At 58.5% G+C, this 23,291-nt stretch carries 22 protein-coding genes; 9 read left to right on the plus strand and 13 right to left on the minus strand.

Features of this window, described 5'->3' with window-relative positions; translation table 11 throughout:
• The first annotated feature begins 161 nt into the window (after positions 1–161).
• Complete coding sequence (gene mqo, locus ACNYC6_RS26680) at positions 162–1,808, plus strand: malate dehydrogenase (quinone) (RefSeq protein ID WP_419709905.1); 1,647 nt, start codon at positions 162–164, stop codon at positions 1,806–1,808.
• Between the two features lie 352 nt (positions 1,809–2,160).
• Here mqo and ACNYC6_RS26685 read toward each other — a convergent pair whose 3' ends face one another.
• The gene (locus ACNYC6_RS26685; RefSeq protein WP_419709906.1) at positions 2,161–2,547 is read right to left on the minus strand and encodes a VOC family protein; all 387 of its coding nucleotides are present in this window, start codon (positions 2,545–2,547) and stop codon (positions 2,161–2,163) included.
• Between the two features lie 101 nt (positions 2,548–2,648).
• Between ACNYC6_RS26685 and ACNYC6_RS26690 the strand changes: the two genes are divergently transcribed.
• Positions 2,649–3,227 (plus strand): nucleotidyltransferase family protein, encoded by a 579-nt coding sequence (locus tag ACNYC6_RS26690; RefSeq protein ID WP_419709907.1) that lies wholly within the window; start codon positions 2,649–2,651, stop codon positions 3,225–3,227.
• A gap of 36 nt (positions 3,228–3,263) precedes the next feature.
• Here the strand turns inward: ACNYC6_RS26690 and ACNYC6_RS26695 are convergent, their stop codons facing one another.
• The 3 genes from ACNYC6_RS26695 to ACNYC6_RS26705 all read right to left on the minus strand — a co-directional run bounded on the left by ACNYC6_RS26695 (position 3,264) and on the right by ACNYC6_RS26705 (position 5,995).
• Entirely contained in the window at positions 3,264–4,862 is a 1,599-nt protein-coding gene (locus tag ACNYC6_RS26695) for an arylsulfatase (protein ID WP_419709908.1), read from the minus strand.
• A 288-nt stretch (positions 4,863–5,150) separates the two neighbouring features.
• Entirely contained in the window at positions 5,151–5,597 is a 447-nt protein-coding gene (locus ACNYC6_RS26700; RefSeq protein WP_419709909.1) for a hypothetical protein, read from the minus strand.
• Positions 5,598–5,776: 179 nt separating this feature from the next.
• On the minus strand, positions 5,777–5,995 hold the full coding sequence (locus tag ACNYC6_RS26705) for a DUF4287 domain-containing protein (RefSeq protein WP_419709910.1): 219 nt from the start codon (positions 5,993–5,995) through the stop codon (positions 5,777–5,779).
• Between the two features lie 141 nt (positions 5,996–6,136).
• Between ACNYC6_RS26705 and ACNYC6_RS26710 the strand changes: the two genes are divergently transcribed.
• Positions 6,137–6,529, plus strand: coding sequence for a GFA family protein (locus ACNYC6_RS26710; RefSeq protein ID WP_419709911.1), 393 nt, complete (start codon positions 6,137–6,139; stop codon positions 6,527–6,529).
• A gap of 13 nt (positions 6,530–6,542) precedes the next feature.
• Here ACNYC6_RS26710 and ACNYC6_RS26715 read toward each other — a convergent pair whose 3' ends face one another.
• Positions 6,543–7,418, minus strand: coding sequence for a serine hydrolase domain-containing protein (locus ACNYC6_RS26715; RefSeq protein ID WP_419709912.1), 876 nt, complete (start codon positions 7,416–7,418; stop codon positions 6,543–6,545).
• A 228-nt stretch (positions 7,419–7,646) separates the two neighbouring features.
• Here ACNYC6_RS26715 and ACNYC6_RS26720 point away from each other — a divergent pair, with 228 nt between their 5' ends.
• On the plus strand, positions 7,647–9,566 hold the full coding sequence (locus tag ACNYC6_RS26720; RefSeq protein ID WP_419709913.1) for a tyrosine-protein phosphatase: 1,920 nt from the start codon (positions 7,647–7,649) through the stop codon (positions 9,564–9,566).
• Positions 9,567–9,616: 50 nt separating this feature from the next.
• Here ACNYC6_RS26720 and ACNYC6_RS26725 read toward each other — a convergent pair whose 3' ends face one another.
• Entirely contained in the window at positions 9,617–10,558 is a 942-nt protein-coding gene (locus tag ACNYC6_RS26725) for an AraC family transcriptional regulator (protein WP_419709914.1), read from the minus strand.
• Between the two features lie 296 nt (positions 10,559–10,854).
• Between ACNYC6_RS26725 and ACNYC6_RS26730 the strand changes: the two genes are divergently transcribed.
• Positions 10,855–11,403 carry a cytochrome b gene (locus tag ACNYC6_RS26730; protein WP_419709915.1) on the plus strand — a complete coding sequence of 183 codons (549 nt, stop codon included), beginning with the start codon at positions 10,855–10,857 and terminating at the stop codon, positions 11,401–11,403.
• 3 nt (positions 11,404–11,406) lie between these two features.
• Here ACNYC6_RS26730 and ACNYC6_RS26735 read toward each other — a convergent pair whose 3' ends face one another.
• Entirely contained in the window at positions 11,407–12,078 is a 672-nt protein-coding gene (locus ACNYC6_RS26735; RefSeq protein WP_419709916.1) for a class I SAM-dependent methyltransferase, read from the minus strand.
• A 134-nt stretch (positions 12,079–12,212) separates the two neighbouring features.
• On the opposite strand from ACNYC6_RS26735, the gene ACNYC6_RS26740 reads away from it, so the two are divergent.
• The 4 genes from ACNYC6_RS26740 (at position 12,213) to ACNYC6_RS26755 (ending at position 17,800) form a co-directional block, all read left to right on the plus strand.
• Positions 12,213–14,417 (plus strand): OsmC domain/YcaO domain-containing protein, encoded by a 2,205-nt coding sequence (locus tag ACNYC6_RS26740; RefSeq protein ID WP_419709917.1) that lies wholly within the window; start codon positions 12,213–12,215, stop codon positions 14,415–14,417.
• 214 nt (positions 14,418–14,631) lie between these two features.
• Positions 14,632–15,015, plus strand: a complete 384-nt coding sequence (locus ACNYC6_RS26745; RefSeq protein ID WP_419709918.1) for a VOC family protein — start codon at positions 14,632–14,634, stop codon at positions 15,013–15,015.
• 158 nt (positions 15,016–15,173) lie between these two features.
• Positions 15,174–16,454, plus strand: coding sequence for an OprD family outer membrane porin (locus tag ACNYC6_RS26750; protein ID WP_419709919.1), 1,281 nt, complete (start codon positions 15,174–15,176; stop codon positions 16,452–16,454).
• Between the two features lie 38 nt (positions 16,455–16,492).
• Positions 16,493–17,800 (plus strand): amidohydrolase family protein, encoded by a 1,308-nt coding sequence (locus tag ACNYC6_RS26755; RefSeq protein WP_419709920.1) that lies wholly within the window; start codon positions 16,493–16,495, stop codon positions 17,798–17,800.
• Positions 17,801–17,856: 56 nt separating this feature from the next.
• On the opposite strand, the gene ACNYC6_RS26760 is transcribed toward ACNYC6_RS26755, so the two are convergent.
• The 6 genes from ACNYC6_RS26760 to ACNYC6_RS26785 form a co-directional block, all read right to left on the minus strand.
• Positions 17,857–18,192, minus strand: coding sequence for a hypothetical protein (locus ACNYC6_RS26760; protein ID WP_419709921.1), 336 nt, complete (start codon positions 18,190–18,192; stop codon positions 17,857–17,859).
• Positions 18,193–18,221: 29 nt separating this feature from the next.
• A complete protein-coding gene (locus ACNYC6_RS26765) occupies positions 18,222–19,496 on the minus strand; it encodes a tyrosine/phenylalanine carboxypeptidase domain-containing protein (protein WP_419709922.1) in 1,275 nt (424 codons plus the stop codon).
• Between the two features lie 87 nt (positions 19,497–19,583).
• Positions 19,584–20,015 carry an HIT family protein gene (locus tag ACNYC6_RS26770; RefSeq protein ID WP_419709923.1) on the minus strand — a complete coding sequence of 144 codons (432 nt, stop codon included), beginning with the start codon at positions 20,013–20,015 and terminating at the stop codon, positions 19,584–19,586.
• A 161-nt stretch (positions 20,016–20,176) separates the two neighbouring features.
• Complete coding sequence (locus ACNYC6_RS26775) at positions 20,177–21,070, minus strand: LysR family transcriptional regulator (protein ID WP_419709924.1); 894 nt, start codon at positions 21,068–21,070, stop codon at positions 20,177–20,179.
• A gap of 81 nt (positions 21,071–21,151) precedes the next feature.
• Complete coding sequence (locus ACNYC6_RS26780; protein ID WP_419713016.1) at positions 21,152–22,192, minus strand: alpha/beta hydrolase; 1,041 nt, start codon at positions 22,190–22,192, stop codon at positions 21,152–21,154.
• Positions 22,193–22,264: 72 nt separating this feature from the next.
• The gene (locus ACNYC6_RS26785; protein ID WP_419713017.1) at positions 22,265–23,209 is read right to left on the minus strand and encodes an alpha/beta hydrolase; all 945 of its coding nucleotides are present in this window, start codon (positions 23,207–23,209) and stop codon (positions 22,265–22,267) included.
• Between the last annotated feature and the right edge of the window lie 82 nt (positions 23,210–23,291).

Here is a 23,291-nt window from a genome sequence, read left to right on the forward strand (position 1 = left end):
GTCAGTTCAGTAGGGACATATAACGAGGGTCGATGCAACTAATCGGCCTTGTGTGCCCAGCCTGCGATTCGAAGGTGCCAGAGCCCGTGATCTACCGTGAAACACGGGGCTGCGTGCTTAAGAATGGAAGGGCGGATGGCGTTTTATCATAGGTGCTACAGATGTTTAAGAAAGTGAACACAGCCCTGCTGGGGTTGGCGTTGTCGTTGGGGATGACGACGGCTCAGGCCGAAGAAGCGAAGAAAGTCGACGTGCTGCTGATTGGTGGCGGCATCATGAGCGCGACCCTGGGTGTGTGGCTCAATGAGCTGGAACCCGGCACCTCGATGGAAATGATCGAGCGCCTCGACGGCGTCGCCCTGGAAAGCTCCAACGGCTGGAACAACGCCGGTACCGGTCACTCCGCCCTGGCCGAGTTGAACTACACGCCGGAAGACGACAAAGGCAACGTTTCGATCCCGAAAGCCGTGGAAATCAACGAAGCGTTCCAGATTTCTCGTCAGTTCTGGGCCTGGCAGGTTCAGCAAGGCGTGCTGAAGAACCCGCGTTCGTTCATCAACTCCACGCCGCACATGAGCTTTGTGTGGGGCGATGACAACATCAAGTTCCTGAAAAAGCGCTACGAAGCCCTGCAAGCGAGCCCGCTGTTCGCCGGCATGCAGTACTCCGAAGACCCGGCCGTGATCAAGAAGTGGGTCCCGTTGATGATGGAAGGGCGTGACCCGAACCAGAAAGTCGCGGCCACCTGGAGCCCGATCGGCACCGACGTGAACTTCGGCGAAATCACCCGCCAGTTCGTTGCCCATCTGCAAACCACGCCGAAATTCGACTTGAAGCTGTCCAGCGAAGTGCAGGACATCACCAAGAACGACGACGGCACCTGGCGCGTCAGCTACAAAAACCTGAAAGACGGCAGCAAATCCGAAACCGACGCCAAGTTCGTGTTCATCGGCGCCGGTGGTGGTGCATTGCACCTGCTGCAGAAGTCCGGCATTCCTGAAGCCAAGGAATACGCAGGTTTCCCGGTCGGCGGCTCGTTCCTCGTGACCGAAAACCCGACCATTGCCGAGCAACACCTGGCCAAGGCCTACGGTAAAGCTTCCGTTGGTGCACCGCCGATGTCGGTTCCACACCTGGACACCCGCGTGCTGGACGGCAAGCGCGTGATCCTGTTTGGCCCATTCGCGACCTTCAGCACCAAGTTCCTCAAAGAAGGTTCGTACCTGGACCTGCTGACCACCACGACCACGCACAACGTGTGGCCGATGACCAAGGTCGGCATCAAGGAATACCCGCTGGTCGAGTACCTGGCCGGTCAACTGATGCTGTCTGACGAAGACCGCCTCAACGCCCTGAAAGAATACTTCCCGAACGCCAAAGCCGAAGACTGGCGTCTGTGGCAAGCGGGTCAGCGCGTGCAGATCATCAAGCGTGATGAAGCCGCTGGTGGCGTGCTGAAACTGGGCACCGAAATCGTCGCGTCGCAAGACGGCAGCATCGCCGGCCTGCTGGGCGCCTCCCCGGGCGCTTCGACCGCTGCACCGATCATGCTGACCGTGCTGCAGAAAGTGTTCAAGGACAAGGTCGCGACTCCGGCGTGGCAAGAAAAGCTGCACCAGATCGTGCCGAGCTACGGCACTCAGCTGAACGGCAATCCTGAAAAGGTTGCCCAGGAGTGGGCCTACACCGCCAAGGTGCTGGAACTGACTCCACCGCCGGTGATCGGGCAGGTGGCTGCTCCGGTCGCTGCGCCGGCCGAAGCGCCTAAGGCACCGAAAGAGAATGCTGCGGCTGATATGGCGTTGTGATCGGGTTGCTTAACCGTTGAGGTGAGGCGTCTGGATTAGCTGATCCGCACAAAACAAAGCCCGCTGACTGGTAACGGTCAGCGGGCTTTTTTGTTGTGCTGGGGGATAGTGTTTCTTTGTAATACACATCTGATCCGTATTTTTCAGCGCTTTCTGCCTCTGTTATGCACACGGCTTACGGCCCACACTATCAACACGCTCCGCCGCAACAGCAGCGGTTGCACTGCACATTCATGACGTAGGGGGCCTTATGGGCAAGATGGCGATTTTCCTCGGTGGTTTTTTGGTGGTGACGATTCTGATTGGTGTGCTGGCGACGATTTCCCCGGTGTGAGGTGAAGGGGGCGATGACTCAGTGCCTTTGCGCGATCTGGATCAGGTTGCCGCACGTGTCATCGAACACCGCCGTGGTCACCGGCCCCATTGCCGTCGGAGGCAGGGTGAAGCGCACGCCTGCGGCACAAAGCCGTGCGTACTCGGCTTGCACATCGTCGACACCGAATGAGGTGTAGGGTATCCCGTCCTGCTTCACCGCCGATTTGAAGGGTTTGGCCGCCGGGTGGGCGTCGGGCTCCAGCAGCAACTCGACGCCGTCGGGATCGCCGGGGGAGGTGAGGGTCAGCCAGCGGAACTGGCCCATCGGGATGTCATGCTTCAGTTCAAAACCCAACACGTCGCGGTAAAAGGCCAAGGCCTTGTCCTGATCGCCGACCATCACGCTGGTCACCACAATCTTCATGAGTTCTCCCCTCCCGGCGGATGCGCAGTTATTTGTCTCAGCGTAGCCGCTGAGGGCGCAGGTGTTTACGATGGGCGACCACAGGGAACGAGGTAGCGAAGATGACATTGACCGCCGAAAACCTGGTCAGGATCGCCATGACCAATCCAGTCAACGCGCAAATCAGCGCCCGCTTGCCGGCGCTCGGATTGAGCCAGTGCATGTTGACCGCCGGGTGCCTGTTTCAGGCTGTGTGGAATCAGCAGGCACAGTTGCCGCCCGAGTGGGGCGTGAAGGATTACGACGTGTTTTACTTCGATGAGGACCTATCCTGGGAGGCCGAGGACCAGGTGATCCAGTCTGCACTGCAGCTGTTCCAGGACCTGGACGTTAACGTCGAAATCAAGAATCAGGCTCGCGTGCACCTTTGGTACCACCAACGATTCGGCGGCGCTTACCCTCAACTTCAGTCGTCCAGGGACGGGATCGATCGCTACCTGATTGCGGGTACGTGCATCGGCCTGGATATTGAAACCGGCGAAGTCTATGCCCCCAACGGCTTGAGCGACACCGAGCTAGGGCTGCTTCGGATCAATCCGAAAAACTCCAAACCGCAGTTGTTCGAACAGAAGGCCAGGAGTTATCAGGCGCGCTGGCCCTGGCTGGAGATCATTGATCCCGGCGCGACGCACCTGGCCTGAACAGCGGCAGCCCCGAATGAGGCTGCCGCCAGTCTGCTAGTTAGGGATCGGAATGTTCACACCTTCCTTCTGCAAGTCTTCGCGTACCGACTGGAACTTCTGGTACTTGGAAATTTCCACCGGTCCGTCGTAGGTCATGCTTTGGATCTTGCGGGGAGGGTATTGGGCGTAGGTTTTCATCAGGTTGTTGATCGCAATGCTGATGGGCACCATCGACCAGGTGCGCTCGGTGAAGTTGTTCATGAAGATGTCGTAGCGCTCTTGCGGGTCCTGCAACAGATCGAAGACCTGTGGCACGGTCGCTACGTACTTGGACGCGCCTTTCCAGCCGAGGTTGGAATCGACCGCCAGGCCACCGGTCTGGGCGCCGTCATCGCCGCGCAGGTTGAACACCGCCTTGAAGTTACCGACACGGGCAGCACCGGGCGACAGTTCATTCTCGGTGAAGTAGAACCACTCCTTGCGTGGGGATGGACCGGTGCCCAGCAACACCGGGGTCATGTCGTAGCTGTCGAACATGATGGGCTGACCTTCGCGGTCTTTCTCCGGCAGTTTGATGCCGGCCACCGAAGCAAACGTCGCCATCAAGTCCAAGCCACCGATGATGTCGTGGTTTTTCACAGCGGGTTTGATTTTGCCCGGCCAGACCATGATGGCCGGTACCCGGTTACCCCCTTCACGCACCGTCCCTTTGGTGCCACGGAACGGCGTGTACCCGGCGTCCGGATAAACGTCCTGCCAGGCACCGTTGTCGGTGGTGTAAACCACCAGGGTGTTCTTATCCAGGCCGAGCGCTTTCAGCTTGTCCATGATGCGGCCAATACGGGTGTCGAGTTCAACTACCGAGTCGGCGTACTTGGACTTGGAGATCGACTTGTGCACGAACTCCGGTGCCGGCAAGTTCGGCTGGTGCACTTTCATGAAGTTGACGTTGATAAAAAACGGTTTGTCGGACTTGGCTGCCGTGTCGAGGAACTCCAGTGCGGCTTTCTCGACATAACCGTCAAAGTAAGGAATCCCGACCACACCGGGTTTTCCATCGATAACGGGCGTATCCACATATTCGCCGTTGATCTTGAATTCCTCGACCGGTTTTTCACCGGCCTTGCCGGACAAGGCACCCTTGGTCACTTTGGTGAACATCGCGCGGGTGTCCGGGTCCATGTCCGGGAACCATTCGGGATCGGCGTAGGTGTAGGCATTAAGATGGTACAGGCCGACGTACTTCATCACGTCGTACCCCTGGGCGTTGGGCATGGCGTAATCGGCTTCACCCAAGTGCCATTTACCGGTGAAGTAGGTGTCATAGCCACCGGTTTTCAGCACCGAGGCCAGTGTCCATTCGGCGGCCGGCAAACCGCCGCCCTGGCCCTGGAAGGCCACCGTGGTCATGCCGCTGCGGTTGGGGATGCGTCCGGTCTGCATGGCTGCCCGACCGGGGGTGCAACTGGGTTGAGCGTAGAACGAGAAGAAGGTTGTACCTTCTGCCGCCAGTTCGTCGATGCTGGGCGTCGGCATGCCACGACCGACTCCGCCGCCATAGGGTCCGAGGTCACCGTAGCCGGTATCGTCGGATACGATAAACAGAATGTTGGGTTTTTCTGTCTGTGCAGCGTGACCAACGTTGATTGCCATGAGTAGTGAACATGCCAGGTAAAACCTGGATCGGTGCGGGAGCGTGTTCATACGGGTTTCCTTTCTCAAGTTCAGATCCCTGTTGCGGGCCGCTCAACCATCGAAGGCAATACAAGGATCTTTGTGAGTAAACCCCCCAAACTTTTAGCCTGAACAGGCACTGGGGCTTATCCCCATGACCATTCACAGCGCCCGTAAAAGACTAGTACGCAGTTTTCGTTTCGTTGGCTGTCAGCGATGTATTTCTGTGTCACTCGTCGTTTATATCGGACCCTGTCCGACGTTGTTTCACTGAGTCTTTTGCTGGATATCGCCACAGAAAATATCAACGTTGCCATCGGTCGCCGCCGTTCGCACGACGATGGCGTGGTCACTGGCTAGCAGCTCAGACAAGGGCACCGGTACGCTTCTTGAAAAAGTCCAGCCGCCGACCGGTTGGCGCTCGGTGTTGACTTTGTCATTCATCTCATACGCCACGGGGCCGGGTTGAGCGCAGCTGCCTTTGTTGATGAAAGAGTAGAGGCGCAAGGGCAGTACGACACCGTTTGGAACGCCGCTGATGAAGAAGCTGAGTCCGGTTTGTTTGCCCCAGTCGGACAACGCTACATTGCCGATATGACCGCTGTTCTGTCGGGTGGCGTCCAGCTTCACCGTCACACTTTTGTTTGATGATGTGGCGCAGCCGAAGAGGCTTGCGGTGATCAATAAAACAGTGAGTAAGTTTCTGAGTTTCATTGCCAATCTCCTGTTGAAGAACTGCAAGGGGAGATTAGCGGGTATAGCTCAAATATCGTCTTCCGACGGAAAGAGAACGGTCACAAAGGCGGCTATCGAACAATTAAATACTCAACCGTTAAACCGGTGAAACATTACAGCGTTCAACCAGCAGCATGCGGTACAGCGATGCTGGAGGGTCAAGTGCTTTTACTGGCAGCCAAATGGTAGGCAACCAAAGCATTGGCGTGGCCATGACCCATACCGTGTTCGGTCTTTAGCCAGGCCACCATTTCCATGTGCTTCTTGTCGCTGGTTGTTTTGAGCAGATCGAGCCAGTGGTTGATGGGTTGCCCGTACTTCTTTTCGATGGAAGGGAAGTACGAGGCCGGTCCTTTGGTTTTTGTATCTTCGGTCACGGTGCAAACTCCGCAAATTTGAGGAATGTCAGCAACGACCTTAGCGGTTTTTTTTAAAGCGTCCAGTCAATGGTCGGGTCGGTCCTGATTGAGCTGCTATTTTTACAAGTACCCACTGCTTGCTTGTAGAGGAGACGCAACATGGACCGATTCACCGGCGGTTGCCTGTGCGGCAACGTTCGCATCGTGGCGTCGGGACGTCCCTATCGAGTCGGGCTCTGCCACTGCCTCGACTGCCGCAAACATCACGGTGCACTGTTTTACGCTTCGGCGATATTTCCTCAGGACGCAGTGAAGATCGAGGGTGAAACACGCGACTACGGCGGACGCTTTTTCTGTGCCCGCTGCGGCTCGTCGGTGTTTGCCCGCAGTGACGACGAAATCGAAGTGAACCTGGGTTCGCTGGATGCCCCGGATCAACTCAATCCCACTTACGAATGCTGGACCGTACGTCGCGAATCGTGGTTACCGGCGTTTCCGTTCGCAAGACACTACGAGCATGATCGTGAGGGAACCGGGCGCGTTGAGGAGTAGGGCGCGCAGCCGCTCAAACTGCTTGTCGTAGCGCTTGTAGCAGCTGCCGCACGCACTGCGCTTCGACAACGCCTTGCTCTGCGCCTTGCTCAAACACCGCGCAACACGCCGAGGTTTCGCCATCGGAGCAACGGTAAACCGCGATGACGCTACCGGGCCCGCCGCCGGTGTGCCCGCACAGGGGCAAGCCGCCTTCGATTTCGCCTTGCATCACACCCAGTCCATAACCGGCAACAACCCAAGGGCGTCCGGCAATCGGGCCACCCAAGTTCCGCACCGTCTGCATTTGCTCGAGCAATGGCGGAGGCAGAAGCTGCCCGGCGAGCAATCGATCAAGGAACCGCGCCGCCTGTGAAACGGGGCCGATCAGCAAGCCGTGATAGACCCACGCGGGGTCGTAATTCGGGCAGTTCCCGGCTAAATCCGCGCGGGTCGTGGCGAAGCGAACGTCTGACAGGCCCAAGGGCGTGAGTGCACGTTGACTGACGGCCTGGTCAATCGTCAGGCCCGTCACCTGTTCAATCAGCCTGGCGACAAGCATGTAGCCAACATTCGAGTAGTGCCAACCTGTTCCGGGACTGTATCGAAGCCGGGCGCCCTCCAGGCGTTGCATCATTTCATCGGCCGACCAGGCTGCCTCATGGTTGGCGACGGCGGCGTGGTAGGGCGCAAGCTCGCCATAATCGGCGAGTCCCGCTTCATGCCGCAGCAGTTGGCGCAAGGTGAACGGTTGATCGGGAAGTGGGTCGTCCAGTCCGACCCGACCATCGCGCACCAGTGTCAGCGCGGTCGCGGCCAGGACTGTTTTGGTGAAGCTCCACCAGGGGACCATGATCGGCGGTTCATCGGGCGTCAGCGACTGGCCGTTCGATATAAGTGAAATGAGCATGGATGGCCCTTGGAATGGGAAGCGGGTCGGCAGGATATCCCATCCGTCGAGCGACGAAAGCGTTTTCAGGCTTTGAACGATGAGCCAAATCAGAGGTACTCCACGGACAGAAAACGAACCGCCCGGACAGATCGCGCACAGATTTCCTGCTCGCGGAAATTTGTAATATTCAGTCTCACTTCGCCACCGATATTAGCCAGCCCAACGCATTAACAATGAGGCTGTATCGTGTTTCAACGTCTTCTGTGTTCGCTGTCTGTTTTGAGTCTGTCCATCGCGGCCGCGAATGCCGCCGAGAGCATTGCTCTCGATACGCCACGCCTGAAAGGCATGGACAACTTCCGCGATATCGCCGGCACCACCACCGCGTACTCCACGGCCAATGACGGCACGATGCGCGCCGGTGTGTTCTACCGCTCCAATGCGGTGACCCCGACCGCGGCGGATCTGGCCATCCTGAACGGCCTCGGCATCAAAGCGGTCTACGACCTGCGCACGCCAAGCGAGATCGCCGCGACGCCGGACACGCCGCTGACCGGCGCGACCTACAGCAACATCGACATCATCGGCGCCACCACGTCCGGCTCGAACATCACGAGTATCTCGTTCACCAGTGCCGCTCAAGCCTTCGCCATGATGCAAGAGACCAATCGCGCGTTCGTCAAGGACGCGGGGATGCGCAGCCAGTTCAACAAACTGTTCAACGAACTGGCCGGGGTCGACGGCGCCGCCTTGTTCCATTGCACCGCCGGCAAGGATCGCACCGGATGGACTGCCGCCGTGCTGCTGAGCATCGCCGGGGTCGACAGCGCCACGATCATGAGCAACTACCTGGCGACCAACGACTACACCGCCGCGCGGATGGCGGCGACCCTGGCGGCACTGCCACCGAGCATGGCGGCCATTTATGCGCCGCTGCTTGGCGTGGACGCCAGTTACCTGCAAGCCGGCCTAGACCAGGTGACCGCGCAATACGGCAGCATGGACAACTACCTCAAGCAAGGTTTGGGTCTGTCCCAGGAAACCATTTATGTGCTGCGCGGCAAGATGGTCGAGTACAACAGCCTGCCCGGTCAGGCAGGCCTGGTTGGCAACGCCGCCGCCGGTGCGCAACTGTTGCAACAATTGCAGAACTCCAGCCTCTCGGGCACCTACAGCGACTACAACTACTACCTGCAATCGGCGATCGATGCCGGGACGCTCGGCGGTGTCGAGTCCACGGTCGGCGGTCAGGTGCACGCCGACGCTGCCAGCTACCTGCTGCGCCAGGGTGCGCTGATCGATCAAGCCGCAGCGCCATTCAGCAGCGGCACGGACCTCAAGGTCGGCCAATATCGTTTGTGGAGCACGGCCTTGGCGGGCTATCTGGGCACCGATGGCTCCTCTCATGCGCAGAGCAGCAACGAACACAGCCAAGGGTTGATGGTGGGCCTGACCCAGCGCTTTTCCGAACAGCTCAGCGCTTATGGCGGCTTCGGCTATAGCAAGGGCAGTGTTGGTGGGGCGGGTGGAGAAGCGGACACCGACCTTACGTTCTTCACCGCTGGCGCACGTTTCGCCCCGGATGGCCTGGAGCACGGGGTGTTTGTCGATGCAGATGCCAGCGCCGGTTGGCTCGACTACGACAGCAAACGCGACCTCGGTGGTGGCCTTGGCACGGCCAAAGGCGACACTCATGGCAACCTCACCGGTTTGACTGTGGCGCTGGGCTACCGTGTGCCGGTCAGCGGCGTGACCCTCGAACCAAGCCTCGGCGTGCGCGTCAGCCATCTTGACCTGTCGGGCTTCCAGGAGAAAGGCAGCGAACTGGCTCTCGACGTTGAGGGTATCCAGGAAACCCGCCGCAGTGCCGTGGCGAATCTCAACGCATCGTTTGCGTCGATCAACATGGGCGCCTGGCAACTGGTACCGGGTGTTCAGGTGGGTTACGAACATGTGCTGGGTGATCACGAGGTCGATAGCCAAGGGCATTTGCTGGGCCTGGATATTGAGCAGCGTGCAGCCTTCGATAATCGGGATCAGTTCACAGGCGGCGTCAATCTCATGGCCAACCTCGGCGCACTGAGTGTGGGCGCGGAAGTCGGCGCCAGCGGCGGAGGCGACAGCCACGGTAGCTATGGCAGCCTGAAGGCCAGTTATCTGTTCTGACGGGGACATTCGTGGGGGCGAGCCTGCTCGCTCCCATCGGTTGGTGACAATCAGCCTGGATGTCGCATTCGCAAACCCTTTCTCACGTCAGCCGGACTGACGCCGTAGGCTGTCTGGAAATACTGGCAAAACCTGCCGACGTTGCTGAAGCCGTATTGCAGGGCCACATCGGTGACCGAAGGTGCGGCGCCGCGGGCAAGTTCGGTGTAGGCACGTTCCAGGCGTACTTGCCGCTGGTAGGCAACGATCGAAGTACCCATGAACCGCTGAAAACCATCCTGCAACGCACGCAGGCTGACATTGCTTAGCCGTGCCAGGTCGGTGCCGCTGACCAGGTTGTCGGGATGCTCTTGAATGTACTCGACGGCCTGCTTCACATGCCGTGGCGCTATTTGCGGGGCAGGGCGTTTGAGCGCTTGCGTGAAGTTGTGGGGCCAGGCTTCCAGCACCGCATCAACCAGCATTTCCTGAAGGCGCGAGGGCATCAGCGAACCCGTGTTCATCAGCAGGTCGAATTCGCTTCCGGTGGCCAGTTCCACCAAGGCCTTGATGCCCTGGAAAGCCGCTGCATTGAGGTCCACCACCGGCTCGAAACGCAACTTGTCGAGGATCGGCCTGCCCAGCAGCGTCGAGAGTCGCTCGGTAAACAGCGCTCGCCTGATCGATACCCCGTAATGGGCATGATCGTCACTGAAGTGCATCGAGCGGACATCGGCCTTGTCGATCGCCAGGCCGACCTGGGCAACTCCGACTGACTGTGTGGCGTGATTGAAGGTGATTTTGCCGGTCGACGGGATGACAAAGGTGATTTCGTCCAGCGGGGCAGGAAAGTCAACGCTGAAGTCGCCACGGTAATACATGCGGCGAAAACTCACGCCTTCGTGCCTGCCGTAGACGCCGCCGATGATGATGCCGCTCGGCAGCGGCGGTGTGTCGGCGTAGAGGTTGCCGAACATTTTGCAGAACAGCGCGCCAAAGTCGTCGCTGCTCATGTCGTCGGACCTGAGGATGATCTGTTTGCGAGTCGTGCTTGAGTACACCTGACGTGTCACCTTGGGGTAAACGCGAAGACGTTATCAGGCGCGAATGACAGTTTGGTGACGCTTGGCGGAACACCGGCACACGCCTCACCCACAAATCGACTCATCATTAATTTCTGAATGTTTCCGGTTTAATCCATCTAGTACCATCGAATAACTCGATCTGATTAACCAACAATTCGCTGCTTTTTTTGATGCCGCGACGCCACGATAATTTCGCCACTATCCCTGCTCAGAGGCAATTCGCGATGGCGAAGGAAGGAAACTACACCGGCCCCGCAAAATGGTTGCACTGGGGCATGGCGCTGATCTGGTTGGCAGCCTGGGTCATCGGTATCGTGGCAACCCACTGGCGCGATGAATTCAACGCTCACCATGAGCTCACCTTCCTGCACAAGGCGATGGCCAGCACGCTGCTGTTTCTCATCGTCGCGCGTATCGCCTGGCGGTTGAGTCATCCGGCGCCGGCGCTACCGGATTCGATGAGCCCCATGATGAAGCGCGGCGCGTATGTCGGGCACCTGCTGCTTTACGCCGTGGCATTGATCGGGCTGCCGTTGTCGGGCTGGTACTGGAGCTCGGTCGCGGATAAACCGATCATGGTGGCGGCGTTGTTCGCACTGCCACCGCTGGTCGATCCCGACCAGAGCCTGTACGACCTGGCAAAGGCAATTCATACCTATACGGCCTGGCTGTGTGGCGCCCTGATCGGCGGTCATGTGCTGGTGGCGCTCAAGCACCACTTCGTTGAAAAGGACGAGGTGCTCAAGGGCATGCTGCCGGGGCGCGGCAACTGATACTTACCTGCGTCGCTCGGCCACCAGCAGCAACGACTGCGGCAGCGGGCTTTGCGGGTGCTGCGGCTCCCGCAGGCCGGTCAGTTGAAAACCGGCCATGTCCAGCGCAGTGAACCAACTGGACAGGGTGCGCAAGTACCACGGCATCGGTTGCCACCGCCCCTTGAATCCGGCGAAGGTCTCTTCCCGCCAGCCATCCTGATAATCGCCGGCGGCTGCGGCCCACGGATGCAGCGTCTGGATCACCAGCGCGCCGCCGGGGGCGAGCAGGGCGTTCATGGCCGCGAGCAGGGGAATGATGTCCTGGTGCAACAGGGCGAAGTTGGCGCAGATCACGTCGTAATCGCGGCCGATGTCCACTTTTGCCTCCACCAACGCCTCATAGCTCGCCAGATGCACCGGCGAAGTGCCTGTCGCCTCTGCCGCCTCGACCAGCGTCGCATCGCCGTCCACACCCACCCCATGGATGCCCCGGTCGGCCAGCGCCCGCAACAGCCAGCCCTCACCACAACCCAGGTCGAGCACGCGCTCGGGCTGGCGACTCAGCACCGCCAGCAGGACCGCCTGGTCGGTGACCTGGCGACGGCTTTCGATACTGCCGCTGCGCACGGCTTCGATCCAGTTGTGGGCGTTGTGATGCCAGCTTTGCAAGAGAGTGGTTTCGAGGGTCGGCATGTCGATGTCCAGCGCGGAGGGTTGGAGGAAAGCATAGGACCGGTCAGAGGTCACCGCCGAAAAGCACAAGACTTGCGGCTGAAAAGCCGGATAATGGCCGCCATTCGTTTAGCTCGTTATTCTGGTAATCCCGCATGGAAATCAAGGTCAACTTTCTCGACAACCTTCGACTTGAAGCCAAGTTCGACGACTTCACGGTGGTGGCCGACCAACCCATCCGCTACAAGGGCGATGGTTCGGCACCGGGTCCGTTCGATTACTTTCTGGCTTCGTCGGCGTTGTGTGCGGCTTACTTTGTGAAGTTGTACTGCCAGACGCGCAATATTCCCACGGAGAATATCCGCCTGTCGCAGAACAACATCGTTGACCCGGAAAACCGCTACAACCAGATTTTCAAGATTCAGGTCGAACTGCCGGCAGATATTTCCGATAAGGACCGCCAGGGCATTCTGCGTTCCATCGACCGTTGCACGGTGAAAAAGGTGGTTCAGGCCGGGCCTGAGTTCGTGATCGAAGAAGTGGAAAACCTCGACGCCGATGCCCAGGCGTTGCTGATGCCAGCCTCCATTTCGGAGGCAGGCACTTATATCGCCGGCAAGGACCTGCCGCTGGAGCAAACCATCGCCAACATGTCGGGCATTCTGGCCGGCCTGGGCATGAAGATTGAAATCGCTTCGTGGCGCAATATCGTGCCCAACGTGTGGTCGCTGCATATCCGCGATGCGCACTCGCCGATGTGTTTTACCAACGGCAAGGGGGCGACCAAGGAAGGCGCGTTGGCCTCGGCGCTGGGCGAATTCATCGAACGACTGAACTGCAACTTCTTCTACAACGATCAGTTCTGGGGCGAAGAACTCGCCAATGCCCCGTTCGTGCATTACCCGAACGAGCGCTGGTTCCAGCCGGGGCCCAAAGATGCGCTGCCGGCCGAGATTCTCGATGAGTACTGCCTGAAGATTTACAACCGCGACGGCGAGCTGCGCGGCTCGCATCTGTACGACACTAACTCCGGCAATGAAGAGCGCGGCATTGTTTCGCTGCCGTTTGTGCGCCAGTCAGACGGCGAGGTGGTGTATTTCCCGTCCAACCTGATCGAAAACCTGTACCTCAGCAACGGCATGAGTGCCGGTAATACGCTGGCCGAAGCGCAGGTGCAGTGCCTGTCGGAAATCTTCGAACGCGCGGTGAAACGCGAGATCATCGAAGGCGAATTTGCCCTGCCGGATGTACCTACCGAGGTGCTGGCGAAGTACCCGGGGATTCTGGCCGGTATTCAGGCGCTGGAAGAGCAGGGCTTCCCGGTGCTAGTGAAGGACGCATCGCTGGGCGGCGAATTCCCGGTGATGTGCGTCACGTTGATGAACCCGCGTACCGGCGGCGTGTTCGCCTCGTTCGGCGCGCACCCGAGTCTTGAAGTGGCACTGGAACGCAGCCTCACCGAGTTGCTGCAGGGCCGAAGCTTCGAAGGCCTGAACGATCTGCCTCAGCCTACTTTTGAAGGCCACGCGGTGACCGAGCCGAATAACTTCGTCGAGCACTTCATCGACTCCAGCGGCGTGGTGTCGTGGCGCTTCTTCAGTGCCAAATCGGATTACGAATTCGTCGAGTGGGACTTCTCCGGTCAGGGTGAAAATTCCAATGCCGAGGAAGCCGCGACGCTGTTCGGCATTCTCGAAGGCATGGGCAAAGAGGCCTACATGGCGGTGTATGAGCACATCGGTGCAACGGCCTGCCGCATCCTGGTGCCGGATTATTCGGAAATCTATCCGGTCGACGATCTGATCTGGGATAACACCAACAAGGCGTTGTTCTTCCGCGCCGACATCCTGAATCTGCATCGCCTGGGCGAAGCCGAACTCAAGAGCCTGGTGGAGCGCCTGGTCGAAAGTGAGCTGGACGACTACACCGACATCACCACGTTGATCGGCATCGAGTTTGACGACAACACCGCTTGGGGTCAGTTGACGATCCTGGAATTGAAACTGCTGATCTATCTCGCCTTGCAGCAATTCGAAGAGGCGAAAGAGTTGGTGGAAATGTTCCTGCAGTACAACGACAACACGGTCGAGCGCGGCTTGTTCTACCAGGCTGTGAATGCGGTGTTGGAGATGGAACTGGACGAAGACCTGGAACTGGAAGACTACGAGGTCAATTTCCGCCGGATGTTCGGCAGCGAGCGGATCGACGCAGCGATCGGCTCGGTGAACGGCAGCGTGCGTTTTCATGGCCTGATGCCGACGAGCATGAAGCTGGAAGGGCTCGATCGTCATCTGCGTTTGATCGACAGCTACAAAAAGCTGCACGCGGCGCGGGCCAAAGTGGCTGCCTTGTCCAGTTGATAGCTGGCGGGTCCCAACCCGTTTTACATTCGATTCAGCCTGACGCCCGATGCATTGCATCGGGCGTTTTGTTTTTTAGGGCGGCTGAAGTTTCTATGCGCTCCTCACATAGGATTAATGCAGATACATCACTGTTCTTTCAAATGTCCGGGGCACATTCTTAGGCGAAACAGCAACGCCAACTCACCTCGTTCTTACAAAAGAGAGCCATTAAATGAGTGTGTTTACCCACGTCACCGTCGGCACCAATGATTTGAGCAAAGCCCGCAACTTCTACGACAACGTACTGGGCGAAATTGGCCATAAACGTCTCGCGGACCTCGGCGAAAACGGATCTATCTGGGGCGAGGATGCACCGGCCTTCTTCGTTCTGAAACCGGCTGACGGGGCACCCGCCAGCGTCGGCAATGGTGTGACCGTCAGCTTCGAGGCGCCCACGCGTGCCGCCATCGACGCTTTTCACGCCGCAGCGTTGGCCGCTGGCGGTACGTGTGAAGGTCTGCCGGGGCCACGTGGCTGGGCACCGAACGCCTATGCCGCGTATGCCCGCGATCTGGACGGCAACAAACTGGCCGCCTATTGCTTCAAACCCGATTAAGGCTGTTAGGAGGCCAGCCTTGATCGGGCCGGCCTCATCAATTTTCTGGTCACAAAATTCCCAAGTAACGCCAATACATTTTCAGTCTCCGAGACCTGAAAAATACGTCGTACCCGCGTTTTCATAAAATAATAACAATCAAAGCCTTGAGGCCTTTAATGAAGAAGCGCTCAGTGTTTGGCCTGTTGGTTTTTTCAATGTCCGCAAGTTCACTGCAAGCGCAGGCTGATGAAACCCAGGAAGGTTTTGTCGAGGGTGGAGCCGCGACGATCCTTGCACGCAACATGTATTTCAACCGCAACTCACTGTCCGACTATCCGGATTCAATCGGGTGGGGACAGGGTTTCTTGATGGACTATAAGTCCGGCTTCACCCAAGGCGAAATCGGTTTTGGCATCGATGCAAGTGCCTATACCGCTTACAAGCTGGATGGTGGGCGCGGCACCGTGGGCACGGGCATGTTTCCCGCCGATGGCGATGGGGAAAGAACAGAGTCGTCTACGGCCAATGCGGCGGTGAAGATGAAATGGTCGAATACGGTGCTCAAGTATGGCGACCTGCGTCCCTATAATCCGGTCTTCGCAACGCCTGACTTGCGATTGATGCCGATGACCACAAGAGGCATCCAGTTGTTAAGTGATGACATTGACAAAGTCAGCATTGATGTCGGGCACTTCTATTCATCCAGGGGTTATACAAGCACCGGCCACGATGGCGGATTCATGGCCGGATACGCCGGAGTAGACGCCGGCAACGTGGACTACGCCGGTTTGACGTATCAGCCTGTGGATGAGGGTAGCGTCGCGTTTTATGCCTCCCGTGCAGAGGATTTATGGCGCCAGTACTACATGAATGCGAACTACAGCTTCGCGCTCACGGAAGAGCAATCGCTGAGTTTCGACCTCAATCTGTATCGCTCACTTGATGAAGGGAATGCCAATGCTGGTGCGATAAACGTCACGGCCTGGTCGTTGGCGCCCTCATACGGAATCGGTCCACACACCTTCACGCTGTCTTATCAAAAAATCCATGGCAGCCAGCCGTTTGATTACCTGATGGCGTCAGATGGCACTTACATGGACTCCATCTACCTGGCCAACTCTTCGCAATATAGCGACTTCAACGGGCCGGGTGAGCAGTCGGTAGGCCTCGGTTATGCGTATGACTTTGGCAGTACAGGCTACTTACATACAACGCTCAGCTTTCGATATGTCTATGGGTTCGATATCGATAATGAAAAAGTCGATCCGGAAGGCCTGTACGCCTACTTCGCCCATTCGGACAAACAGATCGAACGAGACATCGACCTGAAGACCGTCGTGGAAAGCGGCGCCCTGAAGAACCTGTCGGTACGCGTGCGCTATGCCGACCAATCATTTACCGGGGACAGCGTTAAGCAACTTCGAATAATTACCGAATACCCGTTCGATCTTTTTTGATGTGCACATCTGAATCCAATAAAAACAAGAGGTTTCACATGAAGAACTTTCCGGTCAAATGCATCGCCTTGGCGGTCACACTTTCTTGCATGGCGTTGTCCGCGCACGCCGATACCGTGTATGTCCATGCGGGCCGTCTGGTGGATGTCGAGAAAGGCAAGGTGCTGAACGATCAACGCATCAAGATCGAGGGTGAACGCATCGTTGCAGTGGAACCGTGGAGTGCACCGCCGGCCAATAGCAAAGTGATTGATTGGTCATCCAGGACCGTGTTGCCAGGGTTGATCGACATGCACACGCACATCTCCGATTGGGACATGACCAACAACGTGGCTGAGCCGCTCCTGCATTCGCCGCAAGACGTCGCGCTGATGGGCGCCAAGCATGCCTATCAAACCTTGCGCGCAGGTTTTACCACGGTGCACGACCTGGGCACCTATCGAGCGTTCACCGATGTCGCGCTGCGGGATGCGATCAATGAAAACCGCGTGCTGGGGCCGCGGATGAATGTGGTGGGTGCATACATTACCGTTGCCGGCGGTGGCGGCGAGGTGACGGGATTTGCGCCGGGGGTGGAGATTCCGGCCGATATGCGCGTGGGTGTTTACCGCGATGCCAATGACGCCAAACTCAAGACTCGCTACCTGTTCCAGCACGGCGTAGACACTATCAAGATGATGGGCACCGGATCGGTTTTAGCCGAAGGCACCGAACCCGGCCAAATGGAAATGACCGAAGAAGAAATGCGCGCCGTCGTCCAGGAAGCCAAGGTTCATAAAAGCTATGCCACGGTCCACGCACATGGTGCGGAAGGGATCAAGGCCGCCATTCGCGCAGGCGTCAGGTCCGTTGAGCATGCGTCGCTTCTGGACGATGAAGGCATCAAGATGGCGAAGGACAACGGCACGTATTTGGTGATGGATATCTACAACGGCGACTACATCGATGAAGTCGGCCGCAAGGAAAACTGGCCCGAAAGTTACTTGCGCAAGAACACCGAAACCACCGACGTACAGCGCCAGGCCTTTCGCAAAGCGGTCAAGGCCGGGGTGAAAATTGCCTATGGTACGGACGCCGGGGTTTATCCGATTGGCACCAACGCAAAACAGTTCGCGTACATGGTGAAGTACGGTATGACGTCCATGCAGGCGATTCAGTCCGCGACCGTCGTGGCGGCTGACCTGCTCAATTGGCAGGCGGACGTAGGCGCCGTGAGTGCGGGTCGCTTCGCCGATTTGATCGCCGTCGATGGCGATCCGATTGCTGACATTTCAGTGCTTGAAACCCTTCCCGTGGTGATGAAGGGCGGGGCGATCGTGCCGGCTGATGTGTTGCCAGGTCTATAAAAACAGGTCGGTAGTGGCGTAAGTCCGGGCCCAAGCCCGGACTTCCAGCCAAGATACTATTTGAAGGTAATCGCCCACGTGATAAATGCCGCGATCCCGGTCGTACAAGTCAGCGCGGTCAGAAAAAGAATGTCGATCAACTTTTCCAGGAAATGATTGCGGGCCACCTTTCTGGTACGCAACGACCAGTACGAAAGCAGGGTCGTGATCAAATACAGGATGGCATTCACCGCAAGAAAGTCATCGCCCAGCGAGTCTGCACTTCTAAGCGTTGAAACGACCTGGAAGATCCCGATCACCGTAATGCACACGCCTACCATCGCGGCCGACGCGGTAAACACATGAACGCAGATGTCTTCATCGAGGCTGATGAGTTCTTTTTTATCGTTCATGTCCGGTCACCGTTGTTCGTGAAGTGTGGTTATTGGGCACTGGCATCGCTTTCATGCTCGTCTGCAAAGGCCATGAACACCTGCAGGTCGAGCGCATCCAGATTGATCCGGGCGATGAAGGCAGAGAAGGCCAGGTTGGCGGCAAGCAGGCGCAGGTCAGAGGCCCAGGCGGGAACGTAGGTCGGCCCCTGGAGCCAGCCGGATTCGAACAGTGGTGCCAGGCGTACCGTGTCGCCCAGGCTCAGGCGCCCGGCGAACAAATGGCCCACCAGGTCTGGCCGGTTATCGCGGATCGCAATGCGCAACAAGGTGTGCACGCCGAGCAGGCCGGTCAGGTACGCAGCATCTTTGGTGAACGCCGATCCGCCCTGCAGGTCGGCACCACGGAACACCCGTTGGGTCGAGCGGAACGACTCTTCTTGAGTTTGTCCGCCCGCCAGAAAACCTTCGAACACCTGAATGAAATCGGCGCCATCCAGCGCTTGCTGGACCGCCAGCACGCGCAAGGCGAGGCGCCGCAGGCGGTTGATGTCCATGCTGCCGGTGAACAACTCGGCCAGGGTGGCAATGCCTTCCTGAGTCTGGGTCGTGCGGGGCGCTCCCAAGCCGAGGCTTTTGAGGTTGGGTTGCAGCGCACCGTTCTGTGCGGTGGCGACATGCACGAAAGCTTCGTGCTGCAACAACTGATTCTTGTCCAGTTCCGAGAACAGCGCGCTGGCCCGCAAGCGGATACGGCTCGCCCCGGCGATGGCTTTGGCGGCAAGGGTCGAATCGAGTATCACCGTGATCCGCCCCGCGCCGAAAAACCGGTCCAGTTCCGGTCGTATCCAGTCGGCAAAAACATCGGCCGGGATATCGGCCTGGGTCGGCGGAATCCGCGCCCCACCCAGCAGGGCGTCGGTGGTCTTGAGGAAGAAATGCGCCGCGTCCAGCATGCTCAGTTTCTGGTTGGTGTAATAAAAGTCCGGGCGCCGGTACAGCGCCGATGAATATTGAGTAAACGCGGGCGTGCCGATGGCCCCGAGCATGCGTCCGGCGGTGGCATAACTACGGGCGGTCATGGCCAGATAGTTACTGGCCGGATGGCCCGGATCGCAACGGCCGATAAAGTCCTCCAGAGCGGCGATATCGGTGCTGTGGTCGCGGCAGCGAAGCTCGACGTTGGGCAACTGCGCACGTCCAGCGCGCCATTTCGCCAGAAAGTCTTCCTCGATGCCATCCGGCCAGGCCAAGGCATCCAGCACGCGGATCTTGCGGGTCAAACCGGGCAGGGCGGCATCGAGCTCGGACAGGGAGGCGCTCATGGAAAGCTCCTTGGCGGACAAGGTTCAATCGCAACAGCTTAGACGTCGCCAAGCGGGCCTGCTTCAGGTCATTCGAGCTGATCCGCTTTAGCCATTCAGCAAAACAGCGATTTTTTTACGCAGATCCCCGTGGGTTTCCTCTGAGTAAGCGATCGCAGTTTTCCAGTCGTAAAACCAAACGGGCATCTTGCGATTGTGTTCCGGCTCCGAGGCATAACGGGGAAAGATGTGGCAGTGCAGTTCCGGCTCTGTATTGCCCAGAATTTCATAGTTCATGCGCAGGGCGCCGGTCGCCTGTAAAACTGCGTCGCCGATCCGGGCCATGTCGAGCAGGTAAGTGGTGCGAGCCTCGGCATCCAGATCGTTCAGGCTGGCAACGACCGGGTCGGGCAGCAGCAGGCAGTAACCCGGTAGAAACTGCACATCGCCCATCACTGCCCAGCCTGAGGCCATTCGGCAGATGACTTTATCGTTGGCGCCGTTGCGGGCCAGTTCTACGCGTTGTGAGATGAGTGGCATTCATTTTCCTTAATGATGGTGTGGGGGGCTTTTGTGGTCATGACTGACAGAGAACGACCCATTGCAGCCGTTCGTCCACGACTGCAATCGATCCAAAGCATCTGCTCAATCGCGGGTTTGTTGGACGGGGGTAAAATTGAGACGGCTTGATGGTCGATGACTCAGCGCTTGTATAGCAACGCTTCAACTACAACGCCAAACGCAGATGAATGTTCACGGCGATTGGGGTAATAGAGATGGTAACCGGCAAAGGGTTGGCACCAATCTTCCAACACTCGCACAAGGCTTCCCTCGGTAACCTCCTTGGCAACCATATCTTCCGGAAGGAAACCCAACCCACATCCCGCAACGGCGGCACGCAGAATCGGCACGCTGCTGTTGAACGTCCATTGTCCTTCAACGCGCGCCTTGAGTTCGTGACCATCCTTTTCAAAATCCCATTGCATCAGGCTTCCATGGGTGGGCAGGCGCAGATTGATGCAATTGTGTGCGGCCAGATCACCCGGCACCTTCGGCACTGGGCGCTGTTTGAAATACTCGGGTGATCCCACGACTGCAATGCGCAACGGCGGGCCAATCGCAACGGCGATCATGTCCTTGGCCACCTGATCACCCAGACGCACGCCAGCGTCGTAGCGCTGGGCGACGATGTCGGAGAGGGCGTAGTCGACGGTGATTTCGACTTTGATGTCCGGATAGTCGGGAAGCACCTTCAGCAACTTGGGCCAAAGAATGTTGTTGGCGGCATGTTCGGAGGCTTGAATCCGCACGTTGCCTGCCGGGGTATCACGGAATTCGCTGACAGCGGCCAATTCCAGCTCAATCTCTTCGAACCTCGGCGCCATGGTTTGATACAACCGCTGGCCCGCTTCAGTAGGGGATACGCTACGGGTGGTTCGCGTCAGTAAGCGGACGCCGAGCCGGGTTTCGAGGGCGCGCATGGTGTGACTGAGTGCGGACTGTGAGACGCCCAGCTGCGCCGCCGCGCGGGTGAAGCTGCCTTCGCGGGTAATGACCACGAAGGCTTGCAGATCGTTGAGATTGGCGCGTGACATTGATGAGAACCTCTCATGGGGGGCGCGTGATTATTCCATGTAAGCAGGTTCCGCATGGATACGCGACCCCCAAAGAGCCCATCAAAGGGTTCGTGCGTAGAACGTTGTCAGCTTGCCCATTGCCGCGTCTACATAACGCGGGACCCAGTAGGTTTCGATATGGGTGGCGCCGTCGATGATGAACAATTCCTTATCCTGGGTGCCGGTGGCCTTGGGAAATGCATCCTGGGTCATGTACAGGCTGTCGGCTTTACTGCCGGCGATCATCAGCAATGGCTGATTGATCAGCTCGATCTGGTTGGTCGAATCGAAACGCATCAGGTCCAACAGGCTGCTGGTGGTGTATTTGAAGGTCGAGTTCGGGTGCGCGTGGGTTTTCCAGTAGTACTCGTAGCCCTGGCGGTACAGTTCGAAGGGCAGCTTCGCGATCTGCTCGTCGGTGAGGTTGGCGTCACCCGAATAGAGCACGGCGCCGCCAGCCGCCTCCTGGGCACGCGCAGCGGAAGCCTGTTGCAGGCGTTGTTGAATGGTGTCCAGTTGCGAGTCATTGTAGCCGTTGCGGCGCACCCGGCCGGAGTTGAACATGCTGATGGTTGCCAGCGACTTGAAACGCTTGTCGGTTTGCGCGGCGGCCAACGAGTAACCCCCACCGCCGCAGATGCCGAGCAAGCCCAGGCGTGTGCCATCGACGCCGGCATACTGGGTGATGAAATCGGCCATGCCATGGATGTCTTCGATGCGATACGCCGGCTTGTCGATGCTGCGCGGTTGTCCGCCACTGGCGCCCTGGTAGGCCGCATCGGCGGTGATGGTGATATAGCCCTGTTCGGCCAGGCGCTGGGCGTACAGACCGGCGACCTGCTCTTTGACGCCGCCGTTCGGATGCGCGACCACGACGGTGGGGTAGACCTTCTTCGCATCGTAGTTGGCTGGGGTATAAACATTGGCGGCGATGTCTAGGCCATTGAGCTTGTAGCTGACCGGATGGATGTTGACCTTGCCGGGCTCGTTCTTGGTTATGGCACCGTCGTAGGCCAGGGTGAACGGGTTTTTTTTGTAGTCGGCAGCACCGGCTTCGCCCGCAGAGAGGCCAACCAGCGCTGACATGAGCGTGGCTTTCATAAAGGTGTTTATCACGTGAAACTCCTGAGCAATCAAAAGAAGGGCAGTTAAAAAAGTGGATGTGAGCCCTGGTCAGTCCAGATGCTTTTCTTTCAGGAAACTCGACACCAGATCCGCGATCTGCACGTTGTTCAAATCGGACATGGGGAAGTGGGTATTGCCCTTGATGCCGATCTCCGGCAAATGGATCAGCCTCACGTCACCGCCGTGCTGGTTGACCGCATCGCGCCAGAGCCGGGCCATCTTCAGCCGGGCGCGCCAACTGTCCTGCGCGGGCAAGTCGACGGCTTGTTCCGGGATGTTGTCGCCATAGACGATCAGGATCGGAATGCGCGTGAGCGCCATGAACTGATCCATTGGCACGGCAGCACCCTGCACCGTGTCGAACGCGCTGGGAATCGGCGCGGGTACCTGACCCTGCGGGAAGACGAAGCTGCTACCCGGCTCGAAGGCGACAATGGCCTTGACCTTGTCGTTCTTGATCGCGGTCAACCAACCCGGTCCGCCACCTTGCGAGTGCGTGAACAGGATGCCGGGGCCGATTCTGTTGAAGACCGCCGACACACCATCGGAGACCACGCCCATGTCGAACGGCCCGGTGTTGGGTGTCATTGCCCGGAAGAATTGCTCGCGCGCCTGCGCGTCCTGAGCTACCTGCACACCGTTGAAATAGTTGGGCCACAAGCCAATGCGAAACTGGTTGAACCATAGCTGCTCGTCCGGCGTCGGTTTGACCGTGGCCTCGACCATGCTGCGCCCGGCATCGCCACGTCGCGGCTGGTCGATCAGGTACACACCGAAATGGCGGCGCAGGAAAATGTTCTGGAATCCTTCGCGGCCATCGGCGGTAGTTTCCCAGGTCTTGGAGAACTGGCCCGCGCCATGCCACATGACGATGGGCAGTTTTCGCGCATCGACCGGGATCTGGTAGAAGGTGTAGGCATGGTCTCCGTGATAGGTCTGGCCATCTGGAGCCATCGGCTTGCGCGGGTTGAACGTGCCCGGCGCAGTGGTCATTGTTCCACCGGCGGCGAAGCTGCCTTGCGCCTGAATCAGTAAAGGGCCTGAGCCATCGGGCGGGCTCGCACAGGCTGCCAAC

Origin of the sequence: Pseudomonas sp. NFX224 (genome assembly GCF_048565165.1) — a bacterium.
In the GTDB taxonomy this organism is placed as follows: domain Bacteria; phylum Pseudomonadota; class Gammaproteobacteria; order Pseudomonadales; family Pseudomonadaceae; genus Aquipseudomonas.